Raw genomic sequence first — 20,957 nt, 5'->3', positions numbered from 1 at the left:
ATACAGTTTTAGGAGTGAGTTAGGATCAAGTCCAAAATTGTGTGTAAAATCCTCTGCTTAAAAGTTAACCGATACGGATGACGTTACTAGCAGGGTTTGGTGCTGTTTTCTTCCATTCGTAATACTCATCCATGTTGAAATAGCGCCGGCCGCTTGTCCACTTTTCCTCGTACTCCATCAGGACTGCGCCTAGTAGGCGAATAACAGATTCCCGGTTAGGAAAGATCCGTATCACACTCTCCCTCCGCCGGATTTCGGCATTTAAACGCTCCACGCCATTCGTGGTTCTTAGCCGAATTCGGTACGCTTCAGGATATACAATAATAGCTGTAGCATCGTCAAAACCGCTCTCCAGCGTCTCCATCGCTTTAGCTGCTTTGCTCGAATACGCCTCTAGGGTCTGCTTCAGATACTGTCGAGCAGTCTCTAGATCGGGCGCTTCAAATATCGATCGGACACGGCCTTTAATCTCGGTCTTCAGTGCTTTCGGCGCTGCGTCTAGAACGTTGCGGATGAAGTGCATTTGGCATCTCTGCCACGTTATACCTTGGAAATGTTGCCTTACAGCGCGTACAAGGCCGCCATGGTGATCACTAACCACTAACTCGACACCACGAAGCCCGCGAGCCTTAAGCGAGCTAAAGAACTCGCTCCAGCTTGCCTCGCTTTCGGTGTCACCGAGCATGAGGCCCAAAATCTCACGTTGCCCGTCCTTGTTTACGCCATAGCCAATCATGACGCCACGGGAACGAACCCGCCCATCTTCACGCACTTTAACGAACATGGCGTCGACCGAGATAAACGGGTAGGAAGTTTCATGAAGCGGCCGGTTATTCCAGCTGCTTACGATAGGATCCAGTTGTTTGCAGAGCTCGCTCACTGTCGATTTAGAAAACTCGGCTCCGCACAATTCTTCCGTAATCGTGGTTACTTTGCGTGTGGATACGCCGTTAATCACCATTTCCATAAGAGAGAGCATCAAAGCTTGTTCGCTTCTTTGATACCGGGCGAAAAGCTCCGTAGAGAAGCTGCCGTCCCTAAGCCGAGGTACATGCAGTGTAATGCTTCCTACACGAGTCGTTAGTTTACGAGGATAAGTCCCATTGCGGTATCCCGTCCTTTCGTCGGATCGCTCATACTTATCTGCTCCTGCCTGCTCAGCTACTTGTGCTTGGAGAACCTGGTTTAACACGGATTCCAACAAACCATTCACACCAGAATCTTGTCCTTTTCCTAAAAACAGTTGATGCAACAATGCCGTATCTACGGTAATCTGATACTGAGCCATAAATAAAAATCCTCCTCTAAAATGGGTCTCGACAACTTTCATTTTAAGAGAGGAATTTATTTATGGCTCTCCTTTTTTAGGACAACCATTTTACACAATTATATGGACTTAACTTGAGTTAGCTGAATTTGAACTCTCTATATGCACGAAGTACACTTATTTCGGTTGAAAATGGTTTATGAAGTCGTTTAGAGATATCCGCATGTATTCCGTGCAGGTAAATTGCCATAAACTCATTCTCTTTAGCCAACAAACTGTATTCCATGCAGGTACGGCCACGATTTCCGCATCTTAAGTTACTCCGTCAACTTCAAGCCGACTACGCAACCGACAATTCCGATGATGCACGCGATCCGCATCACGTTGCGCGGCTCCCGGAAGAACGCCATGCCGACGATAGCGGCACCGACCGTGCCGATTCCCGTCCAGACCGCATACCCCGTCGACAGCGGGATCGTCTCGAGGGCCTGGAGCAGGAATTGGAAGCTTACGATGAAGCTGCCGATCATTAGAATGTTGTTCGGCCAGTTGTTGTTGGCCGCGACCCTCTTAATGCCAATTACGCCTAGCACCTCCATCAGGCCGGCGAAGATGAGCATCATCCATGCCATCAGCGTTCCTCCTTGCCCGACGTCAGCTTCAATCCGACGATAAACCCAAGCAACAGCAGAATGATTCCGATTCTACGGATAGAGACGTCGCCGTTCGAGGCAACCGCTTCCACCGCGACCGTTCCGATCGTCCCGATAGCCGCGAACACGGCATACGTCGTGCCGACGGGAATGACTTTCGTTGCCCGTATGATAAGGTCGAAGCTCAAGAGAAGGGAGATCAGCACGACGATCGAAGGGACCGCTTCATACTTGAAGCCCGACGCCCATACGATTTCCAGCGCGCCCCCCAGAGTGACATACGCCCATGCCCGATTCGCGGTCAGCGGTTTGTCTGGCTTCGCTTGCCCTTCGCTCATGTTCTATCGCTCCCTTCCTTATCGCATAGGGAATTCAAGTGATGCGTCAAGACGGCTTCCATCATGGCCGGCGATAGGCTGCCCGGTCGCAACATGCGGTGCAGCGCCAATCCGTCGATCAACGCGTACAATCGCTCCGCTTCCAATTCCTCGTCCAGCCCCGGCTTCGCCGTCTCCGTCCGAATCATCGCGCCAACGATATCCATCATGACTTTGCGCAGTTCGTCGTACACCTCGTCGCTGCGCGGCTTCAATTCCGGATCGCTAAGCGACTTCGCAGAGAAGGCGAGCCATACTTCCATCTCCAGCGTACTCTCCTCGTCAAGCGGCAGGAGTTGCATTAGCAATCGCTTCGCGTCCTCCATATTGAACCCGGAGGCGAACAATCGCATCGAGCGGATCCGTTCCTTGACTCTGTCGGAGACCAGATTCATCGCAAAGCGGAGCAGTTCGGATTGGCTGTTGAAATAGTGGCGCATCGCCCCGAACGATAACCCGGCTTCCTGCGCGATGTTGCGCACGGTCGCTTGGGCTAAGCCGCCGCTCCGGATCACTTTCCAGGCGGCTTCCGCGATTTTCTCTCTTTGTTTGTCATGATCGACGACTTTGGGCATGCCGCACGAGTCCCCTCGTATATGGTACATTTGTATGATAATAAATTTATTTTAGCACGCATGTACGATAATAACAATCCGCGCCTGCACGACCTCCCTTTCTATGCCCGGCTTCTCTTATCTATTCACCTCCTCCAACCCCCACACCACGACCTCCTGTCGCTCCGCGTAATGCAGTAGCGGCTCCTCTTCAGGAAGCTTTAGTCCTAGCGGCTCTACCATCGTATTCGTATAGATCGTTCCTTCCGCATCGTGCAGCAGCCACGGTTCATGAAGAATCTCGCAGCGATAAAGACGTTCCCGATGCGCTGCGTATAGGCAGTATCTCTCCGTCAGCCAGTGAGCCAGCGAGCCGGGCTTCGCGCGATAGGCAGAAGACAACGGCCTGTATTCCGCGCGAAAAAGATAACCGTCTTCGGCGTTTCTCCGCACGCTCTGAACATGCACGCGGTTCTCCCGTTCTCTCCACTCGATATCCGCCCAATGGTAGGGCAAATGAAATAGCCACTTCGCGCCTTTGACCACGGGCAAGCATGTCGCGTCCATACTGAAGAAATACACGCCCGGTTTGTCGTTTACCGTTACGTAGGTCCGCACGTTCAATTCTGGGAACGCCGAAACGGGCGGCACGGGCGGTAAATACTTCAGTCGGACGCCGTCCATGCGGAACGGCACGATGCCGAGCCATGCTTTGCCGTCATTGGTGTCAAGCTTCAACCCCCTTGGGATAAACCGCTCCATCGTGCCGGGGTCAATCGGCCAGTGCGCGAACAATAGCCTGTTCCATATTTGCTTCATAATCCAGGATCGATCGGGTATCGGCCAAGGCCGATGGTCGGTTCTCATCGCGGACGCCTCCTGTCGCGAATGCTCCAGATACTCCCATTATGATCAACGGACTCGCGAATAACCCTAGGACATCCGTACAAGCCGAGCGCGCCTTCGCGCATATCCTATACCATCCATTACTCATATAAAGGAGCACGCCATGAACGAATCTGCGACTCGGAAGATCGAACAGGCCAGGCGATTGGCCGGTGAGCCCGTTTGCGTCGTGCTGAACGACGGAACCTACTATATCGGACGGATACAGGGCGTAAAGAACGGACAACTGCTGCTCGCCGGGGCCAAAGGGCAAGGCCGCATGCGCACTCCCGCTTCGCGGAAGGGCAAAGCGAAAGTATCCGGTCTATTCCCCGCGCTCGGCGGGGGCTTGCTCGGCGGAGCCGCCGCGGGAGGCGCCGGTGCGGCGGGAGCGGCTGCCGGAGGCGGATTGCTCGGAGGTCTCGGAGGCATTGCCGGACTGATGAGCTTCATGAAACAGGCTTGGCCGATCGTCCAGATGGGCATGGGCGTTGTGAAGTCGATAATGCCGCTCATGAACTTGTTCAACAAAAAATAACAGCATCAAATAAACCCGCTCGTGCCTTTAAATTGGCTCTTCAGGACGATCTCGGATTGACTTTCGACTTTACCCTCGATCTTACCTTCTTGCTTGGTTCCTTCCATCGACGATACCCAGTCCATTTGCGCCTTTTCCCTCATTTCGGAACCCGCCGCTCTTCTTTACTGGTTACTTGATAGAATGGCACAACTATAAAACGCAAAAGAGGTTGTCACAAGGTCGATTCGACCGAGGGACACCTCTTTATTTTTTACTGATCGTTATCAAGTAGGCCAACGCAGCGTGTGCGCCCGGAACATGGCCGGACCCTCAACCGAATAAATCGTCCAACGCGACCGTCAGCCCTTCGAAATAAAACGATCGCGCCTCCGGTTCACCGCGCCGGACGTAGGTTTTGTGATTCTCGATTTCATTGTCTTCGAGCCGGTATACGGTTAGTTGATCGTTCATGGGGTCGATGATCCAATATTCTTCGACCCCGCATTGCTTATATAAATCTAGTTTCTTGATCATATCTTTGCTTCGAGTGGATGGAGACAACACTTCAACGACGAGGACGGGTACTCCCGTATACCGATCCTTCTTATCTCTATTGTCTTTATCGCATATTACGATGACGTCAGGCTGAACGACGCAGATGTTGTTCTCTGCTTTATGCAGCGTAATATCGAACGGAGAAGGAAGTGCCGTGCAATTCTTCCCTTTGAACCAATTATGGAAAGAGACGAGCAGCTCCGCAATGATTTGCTGGTGCTTGAACGACGGCGAGGCCAGATTGTAAACGACCCCGTCAATCAGTTCGAACCTCTGCTCGGAAGCTTCCGTCAGCTCCACAAACTCCTCGTACGAGACCCATCCGCCGCTTGTATGGTACTCTGCCGCCCCTTCCCTTACGCCATCCGGATAAGGATCGGCAAGCACGATTTTGGCAATATCCTTGCCTTTGCGGGTCACGATGATTTCTTCGTTCGCTTCGACGTACTTCAGATACTTGCCGAAATTGTTCTGAACTTGCGTGGACGGAACCCTCATGGTACGCACTCCTTTTAGCTAATATAATTATATTATATACTATATTAGCTATTTCAACCAAAAAGTCATTCGTTTTAGCTAAAATAGACATCCAGCAATACGTTCCCCGTAACTGTACTGAAAACAGTTAGTAAGCTTGAAATCGCCTTATTGATCCAAATGACCTGCACCAATACATCTCACAACCGCCTCTTCCATCGGCGCCGCCTAACGCAAAAAAACCTTAGCGCGGCTTTCGCCGAACTAAGGCTTGATCCCGTCGAATTGCCCCGCCGCATCGAGACGATATTGCTTGGGGGTAACCCCCGTCTGCTTCTTGAACGCTTTCGTGAAATGGCTTTGATCGTGGAAGCAAAGCCTCGCCGCGATCTCCGTGAACGACAGCTTCGTGAATTTAATGAGCCGGCAAGCCTCCTCGATCCGCCTGGACGTCACGTAAGCCCGGAACGGCATGCCCGTCTCCTTCTTGAACCGCTGCGAGATGTAATTGCCGTTAAAACCGGTCAAGCCCGAGAGCTGCTCTAACGTAATTTCTTCGAACAGATGGTTGAAAATATAGTTCTGGCACTCGCCGATCGTCCGGGAAACCCGCCCCTCCCGTATTTGCCGCACTCGCTCGGCGAAGTCGGCCACGACGTCCTTCCGCGCATGATCGACTTGGCGCACCTCCCGAAGATCCTCGATCTTCTGAATATGCAGATCGCTCAGCGTATAAGCCAGCTCCCAGAACATTCCTCCGTCAATGGCGGCTCGAGTAGCCATCGTAACCGTTACGATGGCTAAATTTTTGCGATTGCGCAGATGGCTTGTCCGCGACAGAACGCCGAACGATTCCTCCGGAAACGCGGCCAGCATCCGAAGCGCCCCCGCTTTGTCCCCGTTCCGGATGCAATCGAACAGCCGGCCTTCCATGTACGGATCGTGATGGAGCGTCTCGTTCTCGCGCCTCGAGAGCAGTTGTTGCTCCAGCTCTTCCGAGGGAACGAGCGGACGTTCCAGCGCATGAGTCTGATTAAGAATATCGTGCGCCTCCAGAGCGACGTCATGTACGAGCAGATGCAGCATGATCGCCGCATGGGCGAGCTGCATCTGCGTCACGACGGGCAGCGTCCGATAGTAGGCGGTCCATTCCGCGCGTTCCTCGCGCGGGATGCCGTTGTCTTCCAATAACGCCTGTATCGTCTCGGCTAGAGGCGCCGAGTAGAGAACCGGACCGATCGCGACGTACCCTCGCTCCGAACCCGCTTCATCCACAGGCAGCACGATCGCATGCTCTAGATCATTCGTGCTGCGGATAACGGGCACCGTCGCTGCCGTTGCGCCATCCGCCATTCGAAGCAATAGCTTCTTCTGCGTGCCCGAGCGCGGATGGTCTCCCGACAGATCCCCCCACTCCTGTATGGCCGTGTAATCTGGACCGATCAGCGCCACGGGGAGCCTCAGCGTTTCGTGGACTAACTTGCAGATGTAGGGAAGACGGCTTGAAGGTTCGCGATTCATCTGGATGTTCTCCCCTTCGCTGGGTACAAGTTTGCTACGAATCTTACCATAAACGCACGAACAAATGCAGTATGATAATAGCAACCGCTTAAGAATGAACGGAGGGAATCGCGTGCAGTTACGTACAGGACAATCGTTGCTCCTCCTGTCTCATGCCCGGAACGTCGCCGCTGCGAACGACACCGGATGGGCATCCATCGTGGAAAGTTTGTTGGAATCGGTATATCCCGAGCTCGGTATTCGGGTCGACGCCCTTTCGTACGCAACGGTTACCGACGGGCTGACGCAGCCCGTATGGATGGATGTCGCCCGCAACCGCAGACCGGAATGGCTTGTCATGCCTCCATTGACGCGGGCGGACTTGTCCACCCTAATGCCTGACGAGGCGACGAGAACGCCCGAACGTCTCAAGCATTCGTTGCTTCGCATGCTGCACGAGCTAAGTATGTATGCCGAACGCGTCGTACTGTTCACTCCGTTCGACCTGACCGCATCGGACGGGAACGACTTCGCGCCGTTCGAAGCAGCCGTTCTAGAAGCCGCATCGGAAGCCGGCTGCATGCTCGTGAGCGTGAAATCCGCCCTCGACGAGACGAAAATTAAGCATGCTTGCCAACCCGATCGGGCGAACGACGATGCGCTGCATACGGACATCGAATTCGCGCTGGCGAACGCTTTTCTGCGCAGCGTCGGATTTCAGTGGCTTCGGAGACCATCGTTCTTCAGCATGGCAGATCAGACGAAGCTGCGCGTGTCGCACACCTCATAAGATGAAGCCGCGAAGGAACAATCCTTCGCGGCTTATTATTTTTTACCCGATAAACCGGCGAATTTCCTCCATCACCTTCCGATGCTCCTGCGACAGGACGCCATGGCCCGCGTTCGCGTACATCAACAGCTTGGAGTCGGGAATATAGCGGGCCAGCAGAACGGCGTGCGGCGGACGGAATACCCAGTCCCGGTGGCCGTGAATGATAAGCGTAGGCGAGACGATCCGGCCGAGCCGGGCTAAGCTATCGAACTTTCTGCTTGCTTCCTTATGAACGGCCATCGTTCTCGCCGACGGTGGGAAGCTGCCCATCCGTTCGGCGGCTTCGGCGATCTTATCCGCGTACTCGCGCATATAGGTTTTCGAATACAACATATTCAACGTATCCCGAGGCGAGAAGACGGACGGCTTCCTGAACATCCACTTCAGCATTCTGAGCGACGGTCTTACGCGGGTAACGCCGCAAGTCGTGCTCGCCAGGATCAGCTTCGCCACCCGTTCCGGATATTCGATCGCGATCTCCTGCGCGATCATCCCGCCCATCGATTGGCCGAGAATATGCGCTTGGCTGATTCCTAACGCGTCCATTAATCCGACGACGTCTTGGGCCATATCCGATATGCCGTAAGATTCGGGCGGAACTTCGCTCCTCCCCGTCCCGCGATTATCCAGCAGAATCAGGCGGTTATTCGCGCTTAATGCTTCTTTGACAGCCGGATGCCACCATTCCATGTTACTATCTTTCCCCGAAATCGCGATCAACGGAAAACCCTCGCCATACGTTGCGTAGCTTATTCGAATGCCGTTTACCCTGACGATACTCAAGCTCTCACGCCCCCGTTCCGAAGTTCTGACGCGCTTGCGCGTATCATCGTTACGTTATTCGGCTCGGGGAAGCCTGGCAACTCCGTTCGTCCTGAATACGCGCGAAAAAGCGTGCCGGAATTGGACTCCCTGCACGCTATTCGTAGTTCATACCTTGGCCGGGTTATTGCATGTAAGCCTAGCCCTCATCAGCATCCAACTGACGATCGGCGAGCTGCCGACCGCAAGCAGCAGGCAGTTGATGACCATCGGCGCTTTGCTGATGCTCAGCGTAATCAGGAAGATGATCATTCCGGCAACTCTGCCGACGTTCAGCCCGAGCTCCCGCAGGACGACGAATTCGACGCGCCGTCTCGCGCTTTCTTCGTCCTGCCCGATTAGGTCGAACACCGACGACGTGATCGGAATCAGATACAGCGGATAGAACAGCGCGACTCCGATGCCGAAGATGAGCAGCGTCGTATAATCGACGCCGAAGAAGAAGGCGAGAATCACCGCCGTAATCACGACCGATCCGACCAACATGCCGCCGCTTCGCCATCGCGGCTTCAACCACCTGCCTGCCGCGAAGAAACTCGCGAATGACACCGCCGACGTGATCAGAACGTAGTTGCCGAGCTTAAGCTCGCTTCCGGTATGGATATAGACGAGTAACCCGATCATGACGCCGAACACGCTCTCGCGCAAGCCTTGGGCGGCCAACGCGCCGAACACCGGACGCCAAGGCGTCGACGAGCTTCTTAACGTACGGAAGGGCATTGCCCACTCGTAATGCCCTTCCGTCTTGCGGTCGCGGAGCAGAAAGCTGAACAGCACGCCCCCCAAGAATATCCCGAGCGAGATCATGAATATCGTCCGGTAACCCCGATCTCCGGCCATATGCGAGAGCAGAAAGCCCGAGCACCATGGGACGACGATGCCGACCAGCGAACCGACGACGCCTGCCAGGCCGTTATAGCGGTCGCGGGTAGTCGCGTCGGTCGCCTCGAAATAGACGACGTTGTAGGCGAGCCAGAACAACCCCACCGCCAAGCCGTTAATGATGCCAAGGAGCCAGATGAAACGGAACGCGCTTGAGCCAAGCAGCAGGACGGTGCCGTAGAATACGGCGGAAGCCCCGATCCCCAGCCTCAGCACGAGCATTTTGTTGCCTTCTTTCACGACGTTGCCCGCCACCCAGAAGGTAGTCGCCATGACGACGTGCGACAACAGCGTATACCAACCGAGCAGCAAGTAGTTCTGGCTTGCTTTCCATATGTACACCCCAAGGAAAGTACCGGATAACGCATTCGCGGTAATAAAAAGTCCGTTGACCACAAGCAGAAACCGAGTTTGACGGTCAAACCGCCCGGCTTTCGCTCTACCGGCGCCGAGTTCGCGTGTGGGCATGAGCATCTCCTTTGAAAGTCGTTGTTGACGGGCACCGTCTTACGTTTCCCCATGAGCCGAAGATTAGTCCGATGAATAGTGTAGATAACCGACATTGAACGAAAGGCGTGATCCCCCTGCGCTATATCGATCAGAAGTACGGGTTCATTCTTCGTATTCCCGACTGGTGGAAGCCCTATGTTATCGTCAGAAAATGGGGGGAATCCGGCGATCCGGCATACAACGTGCAATTTCTGTTCACTTACAAAGGCGCCGTCTATACCGACATCTTCACCGTCAGCGTCTATCGCATGACCTTGAGACAATGGCGCCGCCAAGGCTACGACGAATCTCCCCTCGTCCTCGTCGCATCGCGCAACGGCCGGCTTTTCGCCTATTCGACTCCTTCGGAGCCTCCCGCCTTATTTTTCGACGAGCATGCGGAGGACGGCTTCAACCCCAAATACAGAAGACCGCTCAACCTGCTTAGGCGCATGATTAACGACGAGGTTCCCGAGATGGCGAAAGCGATTCAGTTCATGAAGGATAAGCCGCGTAGAAAACTCGCACGTATGGACTGAATCACATTAGATGACATGACGGCATGAGCAACAGAAACCAGGTGATGTCGCGTTATTAGCAACAGAAACCAGGTGACGTGTGTTATTAGCAGCTATTTGCAGTTATTTTCGGAAAAACCAGGTGACGTGCGTTATTAGCAGCTATTTGCAGTTATTCAGCTTATGATGGACCCTCTCGGCCAATCCTGCCGAAAATAACTATCGATTTGTTGTTACTTATTAGGAAAATGCGGAATCCAATAAAATAACTATCGATTCGTTGTTATCCCAGTAAAACCGACGCGCAGGCTGCTTCCGCACCACATACAAGGCGAACCCGACGGCGCGGGCTGCCTCGGCACATAAAAACCCGCAAGCTCTTCTGAGCTGCGGGTTGCTGTTGATGCTTTAGACGCCGGAGTAAGCCATGAATCCGCCGTCTACCGGTATCGTCACGCCGGTGACGAAGCCGGAGGCGCTGTCGTCGACGAGCCACATGAGCGTGCCGAGCAAATCCTCGGGCTTGCCGAACCGTCTCATCGGCGTATGGGTGATGATCTTGTTCGACCGCTCCGTTAAGGAGCCGTCTTCGTTCGTCAGCAATCGGCGATTTTGCTCCGTCAGGAAGAAGCCGGGGGCGATCGCGTTCACGCGAATGCCCGTCTCCGCCATGTGTACGGCCAGCCACTGCGTAAAGTTGTCGATGGCCGCTTTGGCCGCGCTGTACGCGGGCACCTTCGTCATCGGACTAGGCGCGCTCATCGAGGAGATATTGATGACCGTCGAACCCGGTTTATTCACCATGTGCTTCGCGAACGCCTGCGTCGGGATAAGCGATCCGAGGAAGTTCAGGTTCAGTACGGAGGAGAAGCCGTCTACGGTTAAGTCGAAGAACGTCTTCACCTCCGGCTTCTGCAGATCCTCCAGCTCGAAAATCTCTTTCGTCGTAATGCCGTCGGGATGGTTGCCGCCCGCTCCGTTAATGAGAATATCGCAAGGACCAAGCGCTTGCGTAATGACTTCGTCCGCCTTCTTCACGCTTTCCGGATCCAGCACGTTGCAAGCGACCGCGATCGCTTCGCCGCCGGCGCTGCGGATTTCCTCCGCTACCGATTCGCCCTTCTCAACCGTGCGGTTAAGGATCGCCACTTTGACGCCGTGCTTGCCGAGCTCCTTCGCCATCGCCGAGCAAAGAACGCCGCTCCCTCCGGTAATGACCGCTACGCGCCCCTTCAAATGTCCTTGTTCGCTCATGTTCGTTATGCCCCCTGGCCTTTCGTCTGTTTCGCCCGTTCCGCGGCGTCCCAAAGCCCCCATAAATACATAATGCCTAACGCCCTATCGTACAAGCCGTAGCCCGGTCTGCATTGCTCGTCCCAAATATGCCGGCCGTGGTCCGGTCTCGCGTAGCCCGTGAAGCCGATCTCGCTATACGCCTGCACGACGCCGGTCATGTCAACCGAACCGTCCTGCGTCCGATGCGAAGACTCGATGAAGTCGCCGTTGTCGTACACTTTGACGTTGCGCAGGTGCGCGAACGGAATGCGGTCTTTAAACTCGCGAACCATCGCCGCGATATCGTTGTTCGGGTTGGCTCCGAGCGAGCCGCTGCACAGCGTGACTCCGTTCGACGGGCTGTTCACGAAATCGAGAATGCGCCGGATATCTTCGCGGTTCTTCACGATGCGCGGCAAGCCGAAGATCGAATACGGCGGATCGTCCGGGTGAATCGCCATCTTGATTCCGTTCTCTTCGGCGACGGGTACGACCTGCTCCAGGAAATAACGCAGGTTATCCCGCAGCTTCTCCTCCGTGACGTCCTTGTACGCTTCGAACAGCTCGGTCAAGCGTCCGAGTCGTTCCGGCTCCCAGCCCGGCATCGTGAGATCGGGATTGTTCGCGATACTGCGCACGAGCTCGTTCGGATCCATATGCTCGATCTTCGCCTTCTCCATGAACAGCGCGGTCGAGCCGTCTTCCATCTCCTTGTACAGATCCGTGCGGGCCCAGTCGAACACCGGCATGAAGTTATAGCAGATCGTCTTGACGCCTACCGTGGCGAGCTTGACGATCGTCTTCTTGTAATTGTCGATATAGAGATCCCGCGTAGGCAAGCCGATCTTGATGTCGTCATGCACGTTAACGCTTTCGACCACCTCGAGATGCAAGCCGGATTGTTCGGACAGCCGTTTGTATTCGAGGATCTTCTCCATCGGCCATTCCTCGCCCGCGGGCACGTCATGCAGCGCCCAGACGATGCCTTCGACACCCGGAATTTGCTTGATTTGCTTTAACGTAACCGTATCATTGCCTTCGCCGTACCAGCGAAACACCATTCTCACTGCTGAACCCTCCCTTGAGATATAAACAGCACGTCCAGACGCAAGCGAGCTCTACGTCGGGAAGCGCATGATAGTCGATATGTTGGTTGTAGCATTTATATAGAGCATGGTCAATGCTGCAATTCAATTATAATAGGGCGGTTTTCTCACACTTATCGAAGAATGTAGAGAAATTCTTAGTAAGCGATCGTTTTGCGTTCACATAATTGCCCTAAATGCAAAGTTGCACAATGGGCAACGAAAATGCTAGAGTTAGGTTAATACTCCCAGACGCGAAGAGGTGAGATGAAGTTGAACAAACCCAATTTGCGCGACTTGAAGAAAGAGGCGACCGCGCACGCGCTCGCGGAGGCAGCGTTCGAGCTCGCGATGGAGCGCGGGTTGAACGGATTCGTCGTCGAAGACGTCGTACAGCGGGCGGGCTATTCACGCAGAACGTTCGCCAACCACTTCTCGTGCAAAGAAGAGGCCGTCGCAGGCGCCGCGATCCCTTTTCACGGAGTGGACGAAGCAGCCGAACTGCTGGAACGCATGCCCGTAAGCGCCCTTCCGCTGGATGCGCTGTTCCAATTTACGAAGCTGCAGCTCACGGCCGAATATTTTCGCAAGATGCGCAAGCTCGTATCGTTAACCCAAGAGTATCCGACGCTCGTGCCGTACATCCTAAGCGTGCACTACAAGCTGCAAGTGGGAGCGCAGGAAATGTTAAACCTCCTGTTCCATGACCGGTACACGACGGAATACACCCGCTTGCTCACGAGCGCTTTCACCGGGGCTCTCCTGCCTATGTTCGACGGAAGCATGAACGTATTGCTGCCGGGCCAACCGCCGGAAGAGGCTTCGGGCGCGATCGCGTTCGATGCGTATATGGATACGGTTTTCGGCTATTTGCGCAACGGATTCTAAACTGACAAATATAGAGAGCTATGGAGATTGAGAGGAGAGACATTAACGCTATGTCTAAATTGTTGTATCGAATAGGGAGAACCGCTTACGACAACCCGTGGAAATTCATCGTAAGCTGGGTCGCTATACTGGGGATCGTCTTGGCCATTCTTGGCGTCAACGGCATTCACACGAGCTCCGAGATGAGAATCGCGGGCACGGAATCGCAGAAAGTGCTCGACAAGCTGGCACAAGAACTTCCGGCCGCGTCCGGCGGATCGGGAAGCGTCGTGTTCACCGCGCCGTCTGGCGAACGGCTGGACACGCCGGAACGACTCGCCGCGATCGGCAAAGCGGTTAACGACGTATACAAGCTTGACTTGGTGCTGAATCCGGCCGACTACGCGGCAGCTCAGCAGGCTGCTTCCGGCGACGCCGCTCAGAGCGCCGAAGTGCAGCAACAGCAGCAGCTTGCTGCTTCTGCCGAACTGCCGCCCTACGGACCGCTCATGATCGACGGCGTTCCGCTACCCGGCGTATTAATCGCCAACGACGGCAGCATCGCCTTGTTCCAATTCAATTTCACCGTTCAGCAGACAGCGGTGCCCGATGACCTCAAAACCGCGGTTATCGACGCGGTCGAATCCGCCGAGCAAGGTACCGGCATTGCCGCATTGCCCGGCGAAACGTTAACCGCTATGCCTGCGACAGGCGCAACGGAAGGCATCGGCATCGCCGTGGCCGCGGTCGTGCTCTTCCTTACGCTAGGTTCCGTCGTCGCCGCGGGACTTCCGCTGCTGATCGCGATCGTCGGCGTCGGGGTCGGGGTCGTCGGCGCCTACGGGATTTCCGAGTTCATTACGATGACGAGCATTACGCCGGTATTGGCGCTCATGATCGGACTCGCCGTCGGGATCGACTATTCCCTGTTCATCATTAACCGGCAGCGCCGGATCATTCTCGACCAAGGGCTGAGCGCCCGCGAGGCGGCTAGCCGGGCGATCGGCACGGCCGGCAGCGCCGTGTTCTTCGCCGGCTTGACGGTCGTCATCGCCCTAAGCGGCATGCTCGTGATCGGCATCGAATTTCTAACCACGATGGCGCTTGTCGCGGCCGCGACCGTCTTCATCAGCGTACTCGTGGCGCTCACCTTGCTGCCCGCGATGCTCGGATTGGTCGGCGAGCGCATCTGCTCGGCCAAGCTGCGCGAGAAGAACAGATCGAATGCTCACGCTAACGAGCACAATGTTTCGTCCAAGTGGGCGAACGGCGTCGTGAGGAATCGGTGGGCGATCATCGTCGCCGTCGTCATCCTGCTCGGAGTAGCGGCGATTCCCGTCGCGAGAATGGAACTCGGCATCCCTTCCGGAGCCACCGCGAACTTGGATACGACGACAAGGCAGAGCTACGACGCGATTGCCGGCGGCTTCGGAGAAGGCTTCAACGGACCGCTGCTGCTCGTCGCCGAGCCTAAAGACGCCTCCGGAACGATTTCGCAAGAAGCGCTAGGCGGCCTTGTCCAAGAGCTTATGCAGCTCGAGGACGTCTCGATCGTGAACCCGATGGGCGTCAACGAGACCGGAACTATGGCGATTCTGAACCTCATTCCTAAATCCGGGCCGACCGACACGGAAACGCAAGATTTGGTCAAAGCGCTGCGCGATCCTGATTCGTCCTTCGCGAAGACCTACGGCATCGCGCTAGGCGTAACCGGCTTTACCGCGATCAACATCGATATGTCGGCGAAGCTCGCGGAGGCGTTCCCGCTCTACGTCGGAGTCATCGTCGTCCTATCGGTTATCATTCTGCTGCTCGTGTTCCGTTCCGTTATCGTTCCGATCAAAGCTACGGTGGGTTTCCTGCTTAGCGTTCTCGCCACGTTCGGCATTACGACAGCCGTATTCCAGTGGGGCTGGGCCCATTCCCTGTTCGGCTTCGACACCGGCGGGCCGCTGCTCAGCTTCATGCCGATTCTCGTCACCGGCATCCTGTACGGCCTCGCGATGGACTACCAAGTATTCCTCGTCAGCTCGATGCGCGAATCGTACGTTCACGGCCATCGCGGAACGGACAGCGTCATCGACGGCTACAAGCAGTCGAGCCTCGTCGTCGTGGCCGCCGCGGTCATCATGGTGTCCGTCTTCGCCGGATTCGTGTTCGGCCACGACATCATGATCAAGCAGATCGGCTTCGCGCTCGCCATCGGCATCCTGATCGACTCGTTCCTCGTCCGCATGACGCTCGTCCCTGCGGTGATGGCGATCTTCGGAGACAAAGCCTGGTGGCTGCCGAGATGGCTGGATCGCCTCGTCCCGAACCTGGACGTCGAAGGCGATAAGCTGCTCGCGGAACTGAAAGCCAAAGAACATAACGCCGCATAAAAGATTAACGCCGTTAAACGACCGTACAGCTACGGAAGTTTAACGGCGCTTTTTAGTTGTTGATATTAACGTGTGGATAACAAAAGCTGTGGATATGTGGACGGTTGCGAGCGAAGCTAGGACTCATCCCCAACCAAGCATAGTTGATATGTGCATAACCCTGTTAGCAACTATTTGTGCTTGCGGGTTATTCGTCTGCAGGCGTATTCGCTTGCAGAATGCAACGCTTCATCCCGAGCCGGTATTCCCGGCTTGTTGCATCGTCCCATTGGCACAGCTCCGCCATGCCGGAATGTACGGCGTCTTCCCATTCCCGGACGAATGCGATGTCGAAGAAGAGTTTTCCGGTTCGGCGAATCCAGAAGTCTTCGGGTTTCACCGCGCATTCCTCGCTTACGGCATAGGCAAGCTCGGCCGCGAGGCCGAGAGGCAAACCGTGCCGGGCAGCGTAATCGGACAGCCTGCCGGCCAAAGCGAACAGCACGGGACAGTTGGAGCCGTATCGGCGCGCGGTCGATCCCGCTTCCGCTTGGTCCAGCCCGTTTGCCGCGCCAAGCGGAATTTGCCGTTGGACGTAGCTTTCGTAGCCGCCGGAGCCGCCGACTTCACCGCCGGAGATCGGAAGGTTTGCCGTGCCCTTCCCTTTCGGCTTCGCATGGCCCTTAGCTTGTAACATCCCGGAAACTTTGCCGACGACCGCCTCCGCCATTGCGCGATAGCCCGTCAGCTTGCCGCCCGCGATGGAGACGAGACCCGATTCGGAGACGAAGATTTCGTCCCGTCGGGAAATTTCCGACGGGTCTTTTCCCTCCTGCCGAATAAGCGGGCGGATTCCCGCCCAGCTTGATTCGACGTCTTCGCCGCGCAGCGCGAGCGAAGGGAACATAGCGTTCGCCGCCTCCAGCAAATACCGGCGATCTTCCTCCGTCATACGCGGATGGCGAAGGTCCGGCGATTGAAAGTCCGTATCCGTCGTGCCTAAGTAGGTTTTGCCTTCGCGGGGAATCGCGAATACCATCCGTCCGTCGGGCGTATCGAAGTAGACCGCTTGCCGCAAAGGAACGCGGCGTCCGGAAAACACGAGATGGACGCCTTTCGTCAGACGAAGCGTCTTACCGCGTTTGGAACCGTCGAGATCTCTCAGCGCGTCGACCCAGGGACCCGCCGCGTTAACGATTGCGGACGCCTTGATTTCGAAGGTTTCCCCTCCGATCGTATCGCGAACGACCGCTCCGACCAGCTTGCCGTCCTCGTAAACGAACGACTCCGCTACGGCGTAATTCACGGCGAGCGCGCCGAGTTCGACCGCTTTTTTCATCACTTCGATCGTCAGCCGCGCGTCATCCGTCCGGTATTCGACGTAATATCCCCCGCCTACGAGCCCCTGACGGTTCAACAGCGGTTCTTTCTCAAGCGTCTCGTCAACGTCAAGCATCGTGCGGCGCTCCGACTTCTTCACTCCCGCCAAAAAATCGTAAAATTTGAGCCCGACCGAAGTCATGAACGGTCCGAACGTTCCGCCTTTATAGAGGGGCAGGAGCATCCATACCGGCGTCGTTACGTGCGGCCCGTTCTCGTATACGATCGCCCGCTCCTTGCCGACTTCCGCCACGACCCCGATATCGAGCTGCTTCAAGTATCGTAGTCCGCCATGCACGAGCTTCGTCGAACGGCTCGAAGTTCCCGCGGCGAAATCCTGCATCTCGACGACATACGCGCGCATGCCTCGCGCAGCCGCGTCAAGCGCGATGCCCGCGCCGGTAATGCCCCCTCCTACGATCAGCAAATCCGCCTTCTCCCGCGCCATCTCCGCCAACCTTCGTTGCCGATCGGCCGCAGACCATTTTCCCCTGTTCACGATGCCGCACCTGTCTTCATTCTGCCTTGAACGACATAGCCGCCCGAATCGCCCGAAGCCATCCGCCGTGCAATCGATCCCGTTGTTCCTCTGCCATCCGGGGCTCGAATATCCCGTCTGTCTTCCTCAGCTTGCGCAGTTGCCCTTTGTCGTCCCAATATCCGACCGCAAGGCCCGCTAGATAAGCCGCGCCTAACGCAGTCGATTCGTGAACGGCGGGACGTTCGATCCGGACGCCGAGAATATCGCTTTGGAATTGCATCAGCAAGCCGTTCATGACGGCTCCGCCGTCAACGTTCAGCCTCGCGAGCGGCAACCCGGCATCCGCTCTCATCGCGTCGAGCACGTCCTTCGTCTGGTAAGCCAGCGATTCCAGCGTCGCGCGGGCAATATGCGCCTTCGTCGTGCCCCGGGTGATGCCGAACATCGCTCCCCGGACTTCGCTGTTCCAATGCGGCGTGCCAAGTCCCACGAATGCCGGGACGACATATACTCCGTCCGTCGATTCGACTTGTTCGGCCAGTGCCTCGGACTCCGCGGCGCTCGAGAGGATTCCGAGTCCGTCCCGGAGCCATTGAATCGCCGATCCGCCGACAAAGATGCTTCCTTCCAAAGCGTATTCGACTTCTCCGCCGATGCTCCAGGCAACGGTCGTCAATAAGCCGTGGGAGGAAGGCTTTGCCTCGCCGCCGGTATTCATCAGCAGGAAACAGCCGGTCCCGTACGTATTCTTGGCATCTCCCGGATTATGGCATCCTTGGCCGAACAGCGCGGCTTGCTGGTCTCCGACCAGCGAGGCGATCGGGATCGGGACGCCGAACCATTCGGATTCCGTGAGGCCGAATTCTCCCGATGTCGCCCTCACTTCCGGCAGCATCGCCGCGGGAACGCCTAAGATGCCGAGCAGCTCCTCGTCCCAACGATGATAGTGGATATTGTAAAGAAGGGTTCGCGAAGCATTGGACGGATCCGTTGCATGCACCTTGCCGCCGGTCAGCTTCCACAGCAGCCAGGTGTCGACCGTCCCGAACAGCAGCTCGCCGCGCTCCGCTTGCTCCCGCGCGCCTTCCGTATGATCGAGCATCCACGCGATTTTCGTACCGGAAAAATACGGGTCCAGCAACAACCCCGTCTTCTCGCGGAATACGGGCTCGTGACCCGCCTCCTTCAAAGCCTCGCAGAGACCGGCGGTTTGCCTGGATTGCCAGACGATCGCCGGACGGATCGGCTTGCCGGAATCGCGATGCCATACGACGGCAGTCTCGCGTTGATTCGATATGCCGATGGCCGAGACGGCCGAGCCCGGCACGCCGGCGCTTGCGAGCGTCTCCCGTACGACGCGCACGGCCGACTCCCATATTCGCTCCGCGTCGACTTCTACCCACCCGGCGTGCGGATATTGCAGTTTCAATTCCTCGCGGGAGATATGGGACAGCTCTCCTTGAGCGTCTACCAATAGCGAGCGGGTGCTCGTCGTCCCTTGGTCTATCGCTAGAATATACGGCTTCACCTTCTATCGCCTCCCCATCGCCAAGCTAGCCGAGCGCTTCGCTTATGAAATCCTTCATGACCCCGTGCGTTAGTCGAGCATGACCGATTGTCCGCCCGGCACTTCCACCGTTCGTCCGTTCGCGATCAACCATACCGTCTGCGCGCTCGGATTGCGGACGAACGAGCAATCGGCCGCGAACTTCAGACGCTCGAACGCCTGCATGTACCAGACGATCTCGATGCTCGTCGCGTACCAAATATCGTCCCGTCCGCCGACATATCGGCAGAACGCCTCGATCAGCTCCCAATTCCCGTCCTGATCGAATTCGTAGCTATGTCCCCACACGTACATTAAATAAAGATACTGCGATTTACGCGATTCGACGAACGACTCCGCCAGCTCCATTAATCTTTGCTTATGATGGCAAGTCGGTTTCCATTCGTGCCAATCGTCCGGCATGCCGAAGTTGCCCGTGCTTGGAACGACCCGCGAATACTCGATTCCTAGCCGCGGCAGCAGTTCCTTGATGGCCCGATTATACGAGCCGTTCGGATACGACATCCCCCGGACCGTGTACCCGGCTACGCGCTCAAGGCTCTTCCGGTCCTCCATGATTTCCGCGACCAGCGTCTCGTTCGGGCTTCGCTCGAGCGTCGGATGGGTAACCGTGTGGGCGGACATTTCGTGTCCGGCATACAGCCCGGCAGCCTCCTCCGCACCGATCCGGCCATCTTGGCCCATTAAACCCGAGTTGAGGTGAAACGTGCCCTTGACGCCGAATTGGTTAAAGATCGACACCAGCCGCCGGTCGGCGGCCGGTCCATCGTCATAACTCATCGTAAGCGCCTTGTGCTTGCCCCCGGGGAAAGCCGCCATAATCGTTGCCATCGCCATCGTTCCTCCTTTATCGGGTTACATCCTGTTTGGTTGCCGACACGATCAGCATCATAGGGCGACGCCTTTCATCCGCCATCCCCGGCATATCCATCATGTTCTCCGGCGGCTGCGGCTCCACAATCCGATTGACGGTAAAACCGTTGGAAAGCAGCGACCCGAGATAGGTCGTCAGCGTTCTATGATATTTGATCACCTTTTCTCCCAAAAACACGGTAGCCCGTTCGCCCTCATCATAATAATGATCCACCGGAAAATGCAGAATTTCACCTTGTTCGCTATAGTGCCAGTCTTGCGATCCATGAGCGGTAAACACAGGATGTTCGACCGTGAACACGAAATGGCCGCCAGCCTTCAGCATCCGATAAATCTTGCGTACTAACCTCTCATAGTCGGCCACATAATGAATCGCAAGCGAACTTAGAACGACTTCAAAGCTCTCTTCCGGGTAATCCACGTCTTCTATTGCGCAGCATTCATACCGGATCTGCGGAAAATACGTTTTGCTTTTCGCGACTTCGAGCATTTTCCGGGAAAGATCGACGCCCACGACGGAGGAAGCCCCTTGTTCCATCGCATGGATGCAGTGCCATCCGTAACCGCATCCCAAATCAAGCACTCGCTTGCCTTTAAAATCAGGCAGCAGCTTTCTAAGCGACTCCCATTCTCCCGCTCCGGCCAGCCCTTTCCGCGAGCGATTCATTTGGCTGTATTTTTCGAAAAACGAATGATCGTCGTATTTGTTTTCCTTCATCCGAACGAATCCTCCTCTTG

Annotated in this window: 20 protein-coding genes; 5 read left to right on the top strand and 15 right to left on the bottom strand. The window is 56.0% G+C overall.

What is annotated here, in order from left to right:
• Positions 1-64: 64 nt before the first annotated feature.
• The 5 genes from COHPA_RS0117675 to COHPA_RS0117655 form a co-directional block, all read right to left on the bottom strand.
• A complete protein-coding gene (locus COHPA_RS0117675; protein WP_027086000.1) occupies positions 65-1,288 on the bottom strand; it encodes an IS256 family transposase in 1,224 nt (407 codons plus the stop codon).
• 296 nt (positions 1,289-1,584) lie between these two features.
• Complete coding sequence (locus tag COHPA_RS0117670) at positions 1,585-1,899, bottom strand: DMT family transporter (RefSeq protein WP_027087481.1); 315 nt, start codon at positions 1,897-1,899, stop codon at positions 1,585-1,587.
• Entirely contained in the window at positions 1,899-2,258 is a 360-nt protein-coding gene (locus tag COHPA_RS0117665; RefSeq protein WP_027087480.1) for a DMT family transporter, read from the bottom strand. The genes COHPA_RS0117670 and COHPA_RS0117665 overlap by 1 nt, the downstream gene beginning before the upstream one ends.
• On the bottom strand, positions 2,255-2,872 hold the full coding sequence (locus COHPA_RS0117660) for a TetR/AcrR family transcriptional regulator (RefSeq protein WP_027087479.1): 618 nt from the start codon (positions 2,870-2,872) through the stop codon (positions 2,255-2,257). Before COHPA_RS0117660 ends, COHPA_RS0117665 begins: the two co-directional genes overlap by 4 nt.
• A 117-nt stretch (positions 2,873-2,989) precedes the next feature.
• Positions 2,990-3,718 (bottom strand): YqjF family protein, encoded by a 729-nt coding sequence (locus tag COHPA_RS0117655; RefSeq protein WP_027087478.1) that lies wholly within the window; start codon positions 3,716-3,718, stop codon positions 2,990-2,992.
• Positions 3,719-3,860: 142 nt separating this feature from the next.
• Between COHPA_RS0117655 and COHPA_RS0117650 the strand changes: the two genes are divergently transcribed.
• Positions 3,861-4,274 (top strand): hypothetical protein, encoded by a 414-nt coding sequence (locus COHPA_RS0117650; protein WP_027087477.1) that lies wholly within the window; start codon positions 3,861-3,863, stop codon positions 4,272-4,274.
• Between the two features lie 312 nt (positions 4,275-4,586).
• Here the strand turns inward: COHPA_RS0117650 and COHPA_RS0117640 are convergent, their stop codons facing one another.
• Together COHPA_RS0117640 and COHPA_RS0117635 are read right to left on the bottom strand one after the other, a co-directional pair.
• Positions 4,587-5,309 (bottom strand): type II toxin-antitoxin system prevent-host-death family antitoxin, encoded by a 723-nt coding sequence (locus COHPA_RS0117640; protein ID WP_027087476.1) that lies wholly within the window; start codon positions 5,307-5,309, stop codon positions 4,587-4,589.
• Between the two features lie 243 nt (positions 5,310-5,552).
• The gene (locus COHPA_RS0117635) at positions 5,553-6,809 is read right to left on the bottom strand and encodes a helix-turn-helix domain-containing protein (RefSeq protein WP_027087475.1); all 1,257 of its coding nucleotides are present in this window, start codon (positions 6,807-6,809) and stop codon (positions 5,553-5,555) included.
• A gap of 112 nt (positions 6,810-6,921) precedes the next feature.
• Between COHPA_RS0117635 and COHPA_RS0117630 the strand changes: the two genes are divergently transcribed.
• Positions 6,922-7,578 carry an SGNH/GDSL hydrolase family protein gene (locus COHPA_RS0117630; RefSeq protein ID WP_027087474.1) on the top strand — a complete coding sequence of 219 codons (657 nt, stop codon included), beginning with the start codon at positions 6,922-6,924 and terminating at the stop codon, positions 7,576-7,578.
• A gap of 42 nt (positions 7,579-7,620) precedes the next feature.
• On the opposite strand, the gene COHPA_RS0117625 is transcribed toward COHPA_RS0117630, so the two are convergent.
• Complete coding sequence (locus COHPA_RS0117625) at positions 7,621-8,403, bottom strand: alpha/beta fold hydrolase (protein ID WP_027087473.1); 783 nt, start codon at positions 8,401-8,403, stop codon at positions 7,621-7,623.
• 147 nt (positions 8,404-8,550) lie between these two features.
• Positions 8,551-9,792 (bottom strand): MFS transporter, encoded by a 1,242-nt coding sequence (locus COHPA_RS0117620; protein WP_027087472.1) that lies wholly within the window; start codon positions 9,790-9,792, stop codon positions 8,551-8,553.
• Positions 9,793-9,899: 107 nt separating this feature from the next.
• On the opposite strand from COHPA_RS0117620, the gene COHPA_RS0117615 reads away from it, so the two are divergent.
• Positions 9,900-10,352 (top strand): hypothetical protein, encoded by a 453-nt coding sequence (locus tag COHPA_RS0117615; protein WP_027087471.1) that lies wholly within the window; start codon positions 9,900-9,902, stop codon positions 10,350-10,352.
• A 387-nt stretch (positions 10,353-10,739) separates the two neighbouring features.
• On the opposite strand, the gene COHPA_RS0117610 is transcribed toward COHPA_RS0117615, so the two are convergent.
• Together COHPA_RS0117610 and uxuA are read right to left on the bottom strand one after the other, a co-directional pair.
• Complete coding sequence (locus tag COHPA_RS0117610; RefSeq protein WP_027087470.1) at positions 10,740-11,585, bottom strand: SDR family oxidoreductase; 846 nt, start codon at positions 11,583-11,585, stop codon at positions 10,740-10,742.
• A gap of 5 nt (positions 11,586-11,590) precedes the next feature.
• Complete coding sequence (uxuA, locus tag COHPA_RS0117605) at positions 11,591-12,673, bottom strand: mannonate dehydratase (protein WP_035119607.1); 1,083 nt, start codon at positions 12,671-12,673, stop codon at positions 11,591-11,593.
• Positions 12,674-12,958: 285 nt separating this feature from the next.
• On the opposite strand from uxuA, the gene COHPA_RS0117600 reads away from it, so the two are divergent.
• Both COHPA_RS0117600 and COHPA_RS0117595 read left to right on the top strand, forming a co-directional pair.
• A complete protein-coding gene (locus COHPA_RS0117600; RefSeq protein ID WP_027087468.1) occupies positions 12,959-13,579 on the top strand; it encodes a TetR/AcrR family transcriptional regulator in 621 nt (206 codons plus the stop codon).
• Between the two features lie 50 nt (positions 13,580-13,629).
• Positions 13,630-15,939 (top strand): MMPL family transporter, encoded by a 2,310-nt coding sequence (locus COHPA_RS0117595; protein ID WP_027087467.1) that lies wholly within the window; start codon positions 13,630-13,632, stop codon positions 15,937-15,939.
• Between the two features lie 187 nt (positions 15,940-16,126).
• Here the strand turns inward: COHPA_RS0117595 and COHPA_RS0117590 are convergent, their stop codons facing one another.
• The 4 genes from COHPA_RS0117590 to COHPA_RS0117575 all read right to left on the bottom strand — a co-directional run bounded on the left by COHPA_RS0117590 (position 16,127) and on the right by COHPA_RS0117575 (position 20,937).
• The gene (locus COHPA_RS0117590; protein WP_027087466.1) at positions 16,127-17,746 is read right to left on the bottom strand and encodes a glycerol-3-phosphate dehydrogenase/oxidase; all 1,620 of its coding nucleotides are present in this window, start codon (positions 17,744-17,746) and stop codon (positions 16,127-16,129) included.
• A gap of 67 nt (positions 17,747-17,813) precedes the next feature.
• The gene (gene glpK, locus COHPA_RS0117585) at positions 17,814-19,307 is read right to left on the bottom strand and encodes a glycerol kinase GlpK (RefSeq protein WP_027087465.1); all 1,494 of its coding nucleotides are present in this window, start codon (positions 19,305-19,307) and stop codon (positions 17,814-17,816) included.
• Between the two features lie 69 nt (positions 19,308-19,376).
• Complete coding sequence (locus COHPA_RS0117580; RefSeq protein ID WP_027087464.1) at positions 19,377-20,177, bottom strand: polysaccharide deacetylase family protein; 801 nt, start codon at positions 20,175-20,177, stop codon at positions 19,377-19,379.
• A gap of 16 nt (positions 20,178-20,193) precedes the next feature.
• Positions 20,194-20,937, bottom strand: a complete 744-nt coding sequence (locus COHPA_RS0117575) for a class I SAM-dependent methyltransferase (RefSeq protein ID WP_027087463.1) — start codon at positions 20,935-20,937, stop codon at positions 20,194-20,196.
• Positions 20,938-20,957 lie beyond the last annotated feature (20 nt).

Source organism: Cohnella panacarvi Gsoil 349, assembly GCF_000515335.1.
Lineage (GTDB): Bacteria > Bacillota > Bacilli > Paenibacillales > Paenibacillaceae > Cohnella > Cohnella panacarvi.
This window is presented reverse-complemented; position numbering and strand designations above follow the sequence as displayed.

Excerpts from the sequence above, each read along its gene's own strand:
- COHPA_RS0117580 (WP_027087464.1), bottom strand. The coding sequence starts at position 20,177 with ATGGCAACGATTATGGCGGCTTTCCCCGGGGGCAAGCACAAGGCGCTT.
- COHPA_RS0117655 (WP_027087478.1), bottom strand. The coding sequence starts at position 3,718 with ATGAGAACCGACCATCGGCCTTGGCCGATACCCGATCGATCCTGGATT.
- COHPA_RS0117600 (WP_027087468.1), top strand. The coding sequence starts at position 12,959 with ATGAAGTTGAACAAACCCAATTTGCGCGACTTGAAGAAAGAGGCGACC.
- COHPA_RS0117610 (WP_027087470.1), bottom strand. The coding sequence starts at position 11,585 with ATGAGCGAACAAGGACATTTGAAGGGGCGCGTAGCGGTCATTACCGGA.
- COHPA_RS0117675 (WP_027086000.1), bottom strand. The coding sequence starts at position 1,288 with ATGGCTCAGTATCAGATTACCGTAGATACGGCATTGTTGCATCAACTG.
- COHPA_RS0117650 (WP_027087477.1), top strand. The coding sequence starts at position 3,861 with ATGAACGAATCTGCGACTCGGAAGATCGAACAGGCCAGGCGATTGGCC.
- COHPA_RS0117635 (WP_027087475.1), bottom strand. The coding sequence starts at position 6,809 with ATGAATCGCGAACCTTCAAGCCGTCTTCCCTACATCTGCAAGTTAGTC.
- COHPA_RS0117665 (WP_027087480.1), bottom strand. The coding sequence starts at position 2,258 with ATGAGCGAAGGGCAAGCGAAGCCAGACAAACCGCTGACCGCGAATCGG.
- COHPA_RS0117575 (WP_027087463.1), bottom strand. The coding sequence starts at position 20,937 with ATGAAGGAAAACAAATACGACGATCATTCGTTTTTCGAAAAATACAGC.
- COHPA_RS0117670 (WP_027087481.1), bottom strand. The coding sequence starts at position 1,899 with ATGGCATGGATGATGCTCATCTTCGCCGGCCTGATGGAGGTGCTAGGC.
- COHPA_RS0117620 (WP_027087472.1), bottom strand. The coding sequence starts at position 9,792 with ATGCCCACACGCGAACTCGGCGCCGGTAGAGCGAAAGCCGGGCGGTTT.
- COHPA_RS0117660 (WP_027087479.1), bottom strand. The coding sequence starts at position 2,872 with ATGCCCAAAGTCGTCGATCATGACAAACAAAGAGAGAAAATCGCGGAA.
- COHPA_RS0117590 (WP_027087466.1), bottom strand. The coding sequence starts at position 17,746 with ATGGCGCGGGAGAAGGCGGATTTGCTGATCGTAGGAGGGGGCATTACC.
- COHPA_RS0117595 (WP_027087467.1), top strand. The coding sequence starts at position 13,630 with ATGTCTAAATTGTTGTATCGAATAGGGAGAACCGCTTACGACAACCCG.
- COHPA_RS0117640 (WP_027087476.1), bottom strand. The coding sequence starts at position 5,309 with ATGAGGGTTCCGTCCACGCAAGTTCAGAACAATTTCGGCAAGTATCTG.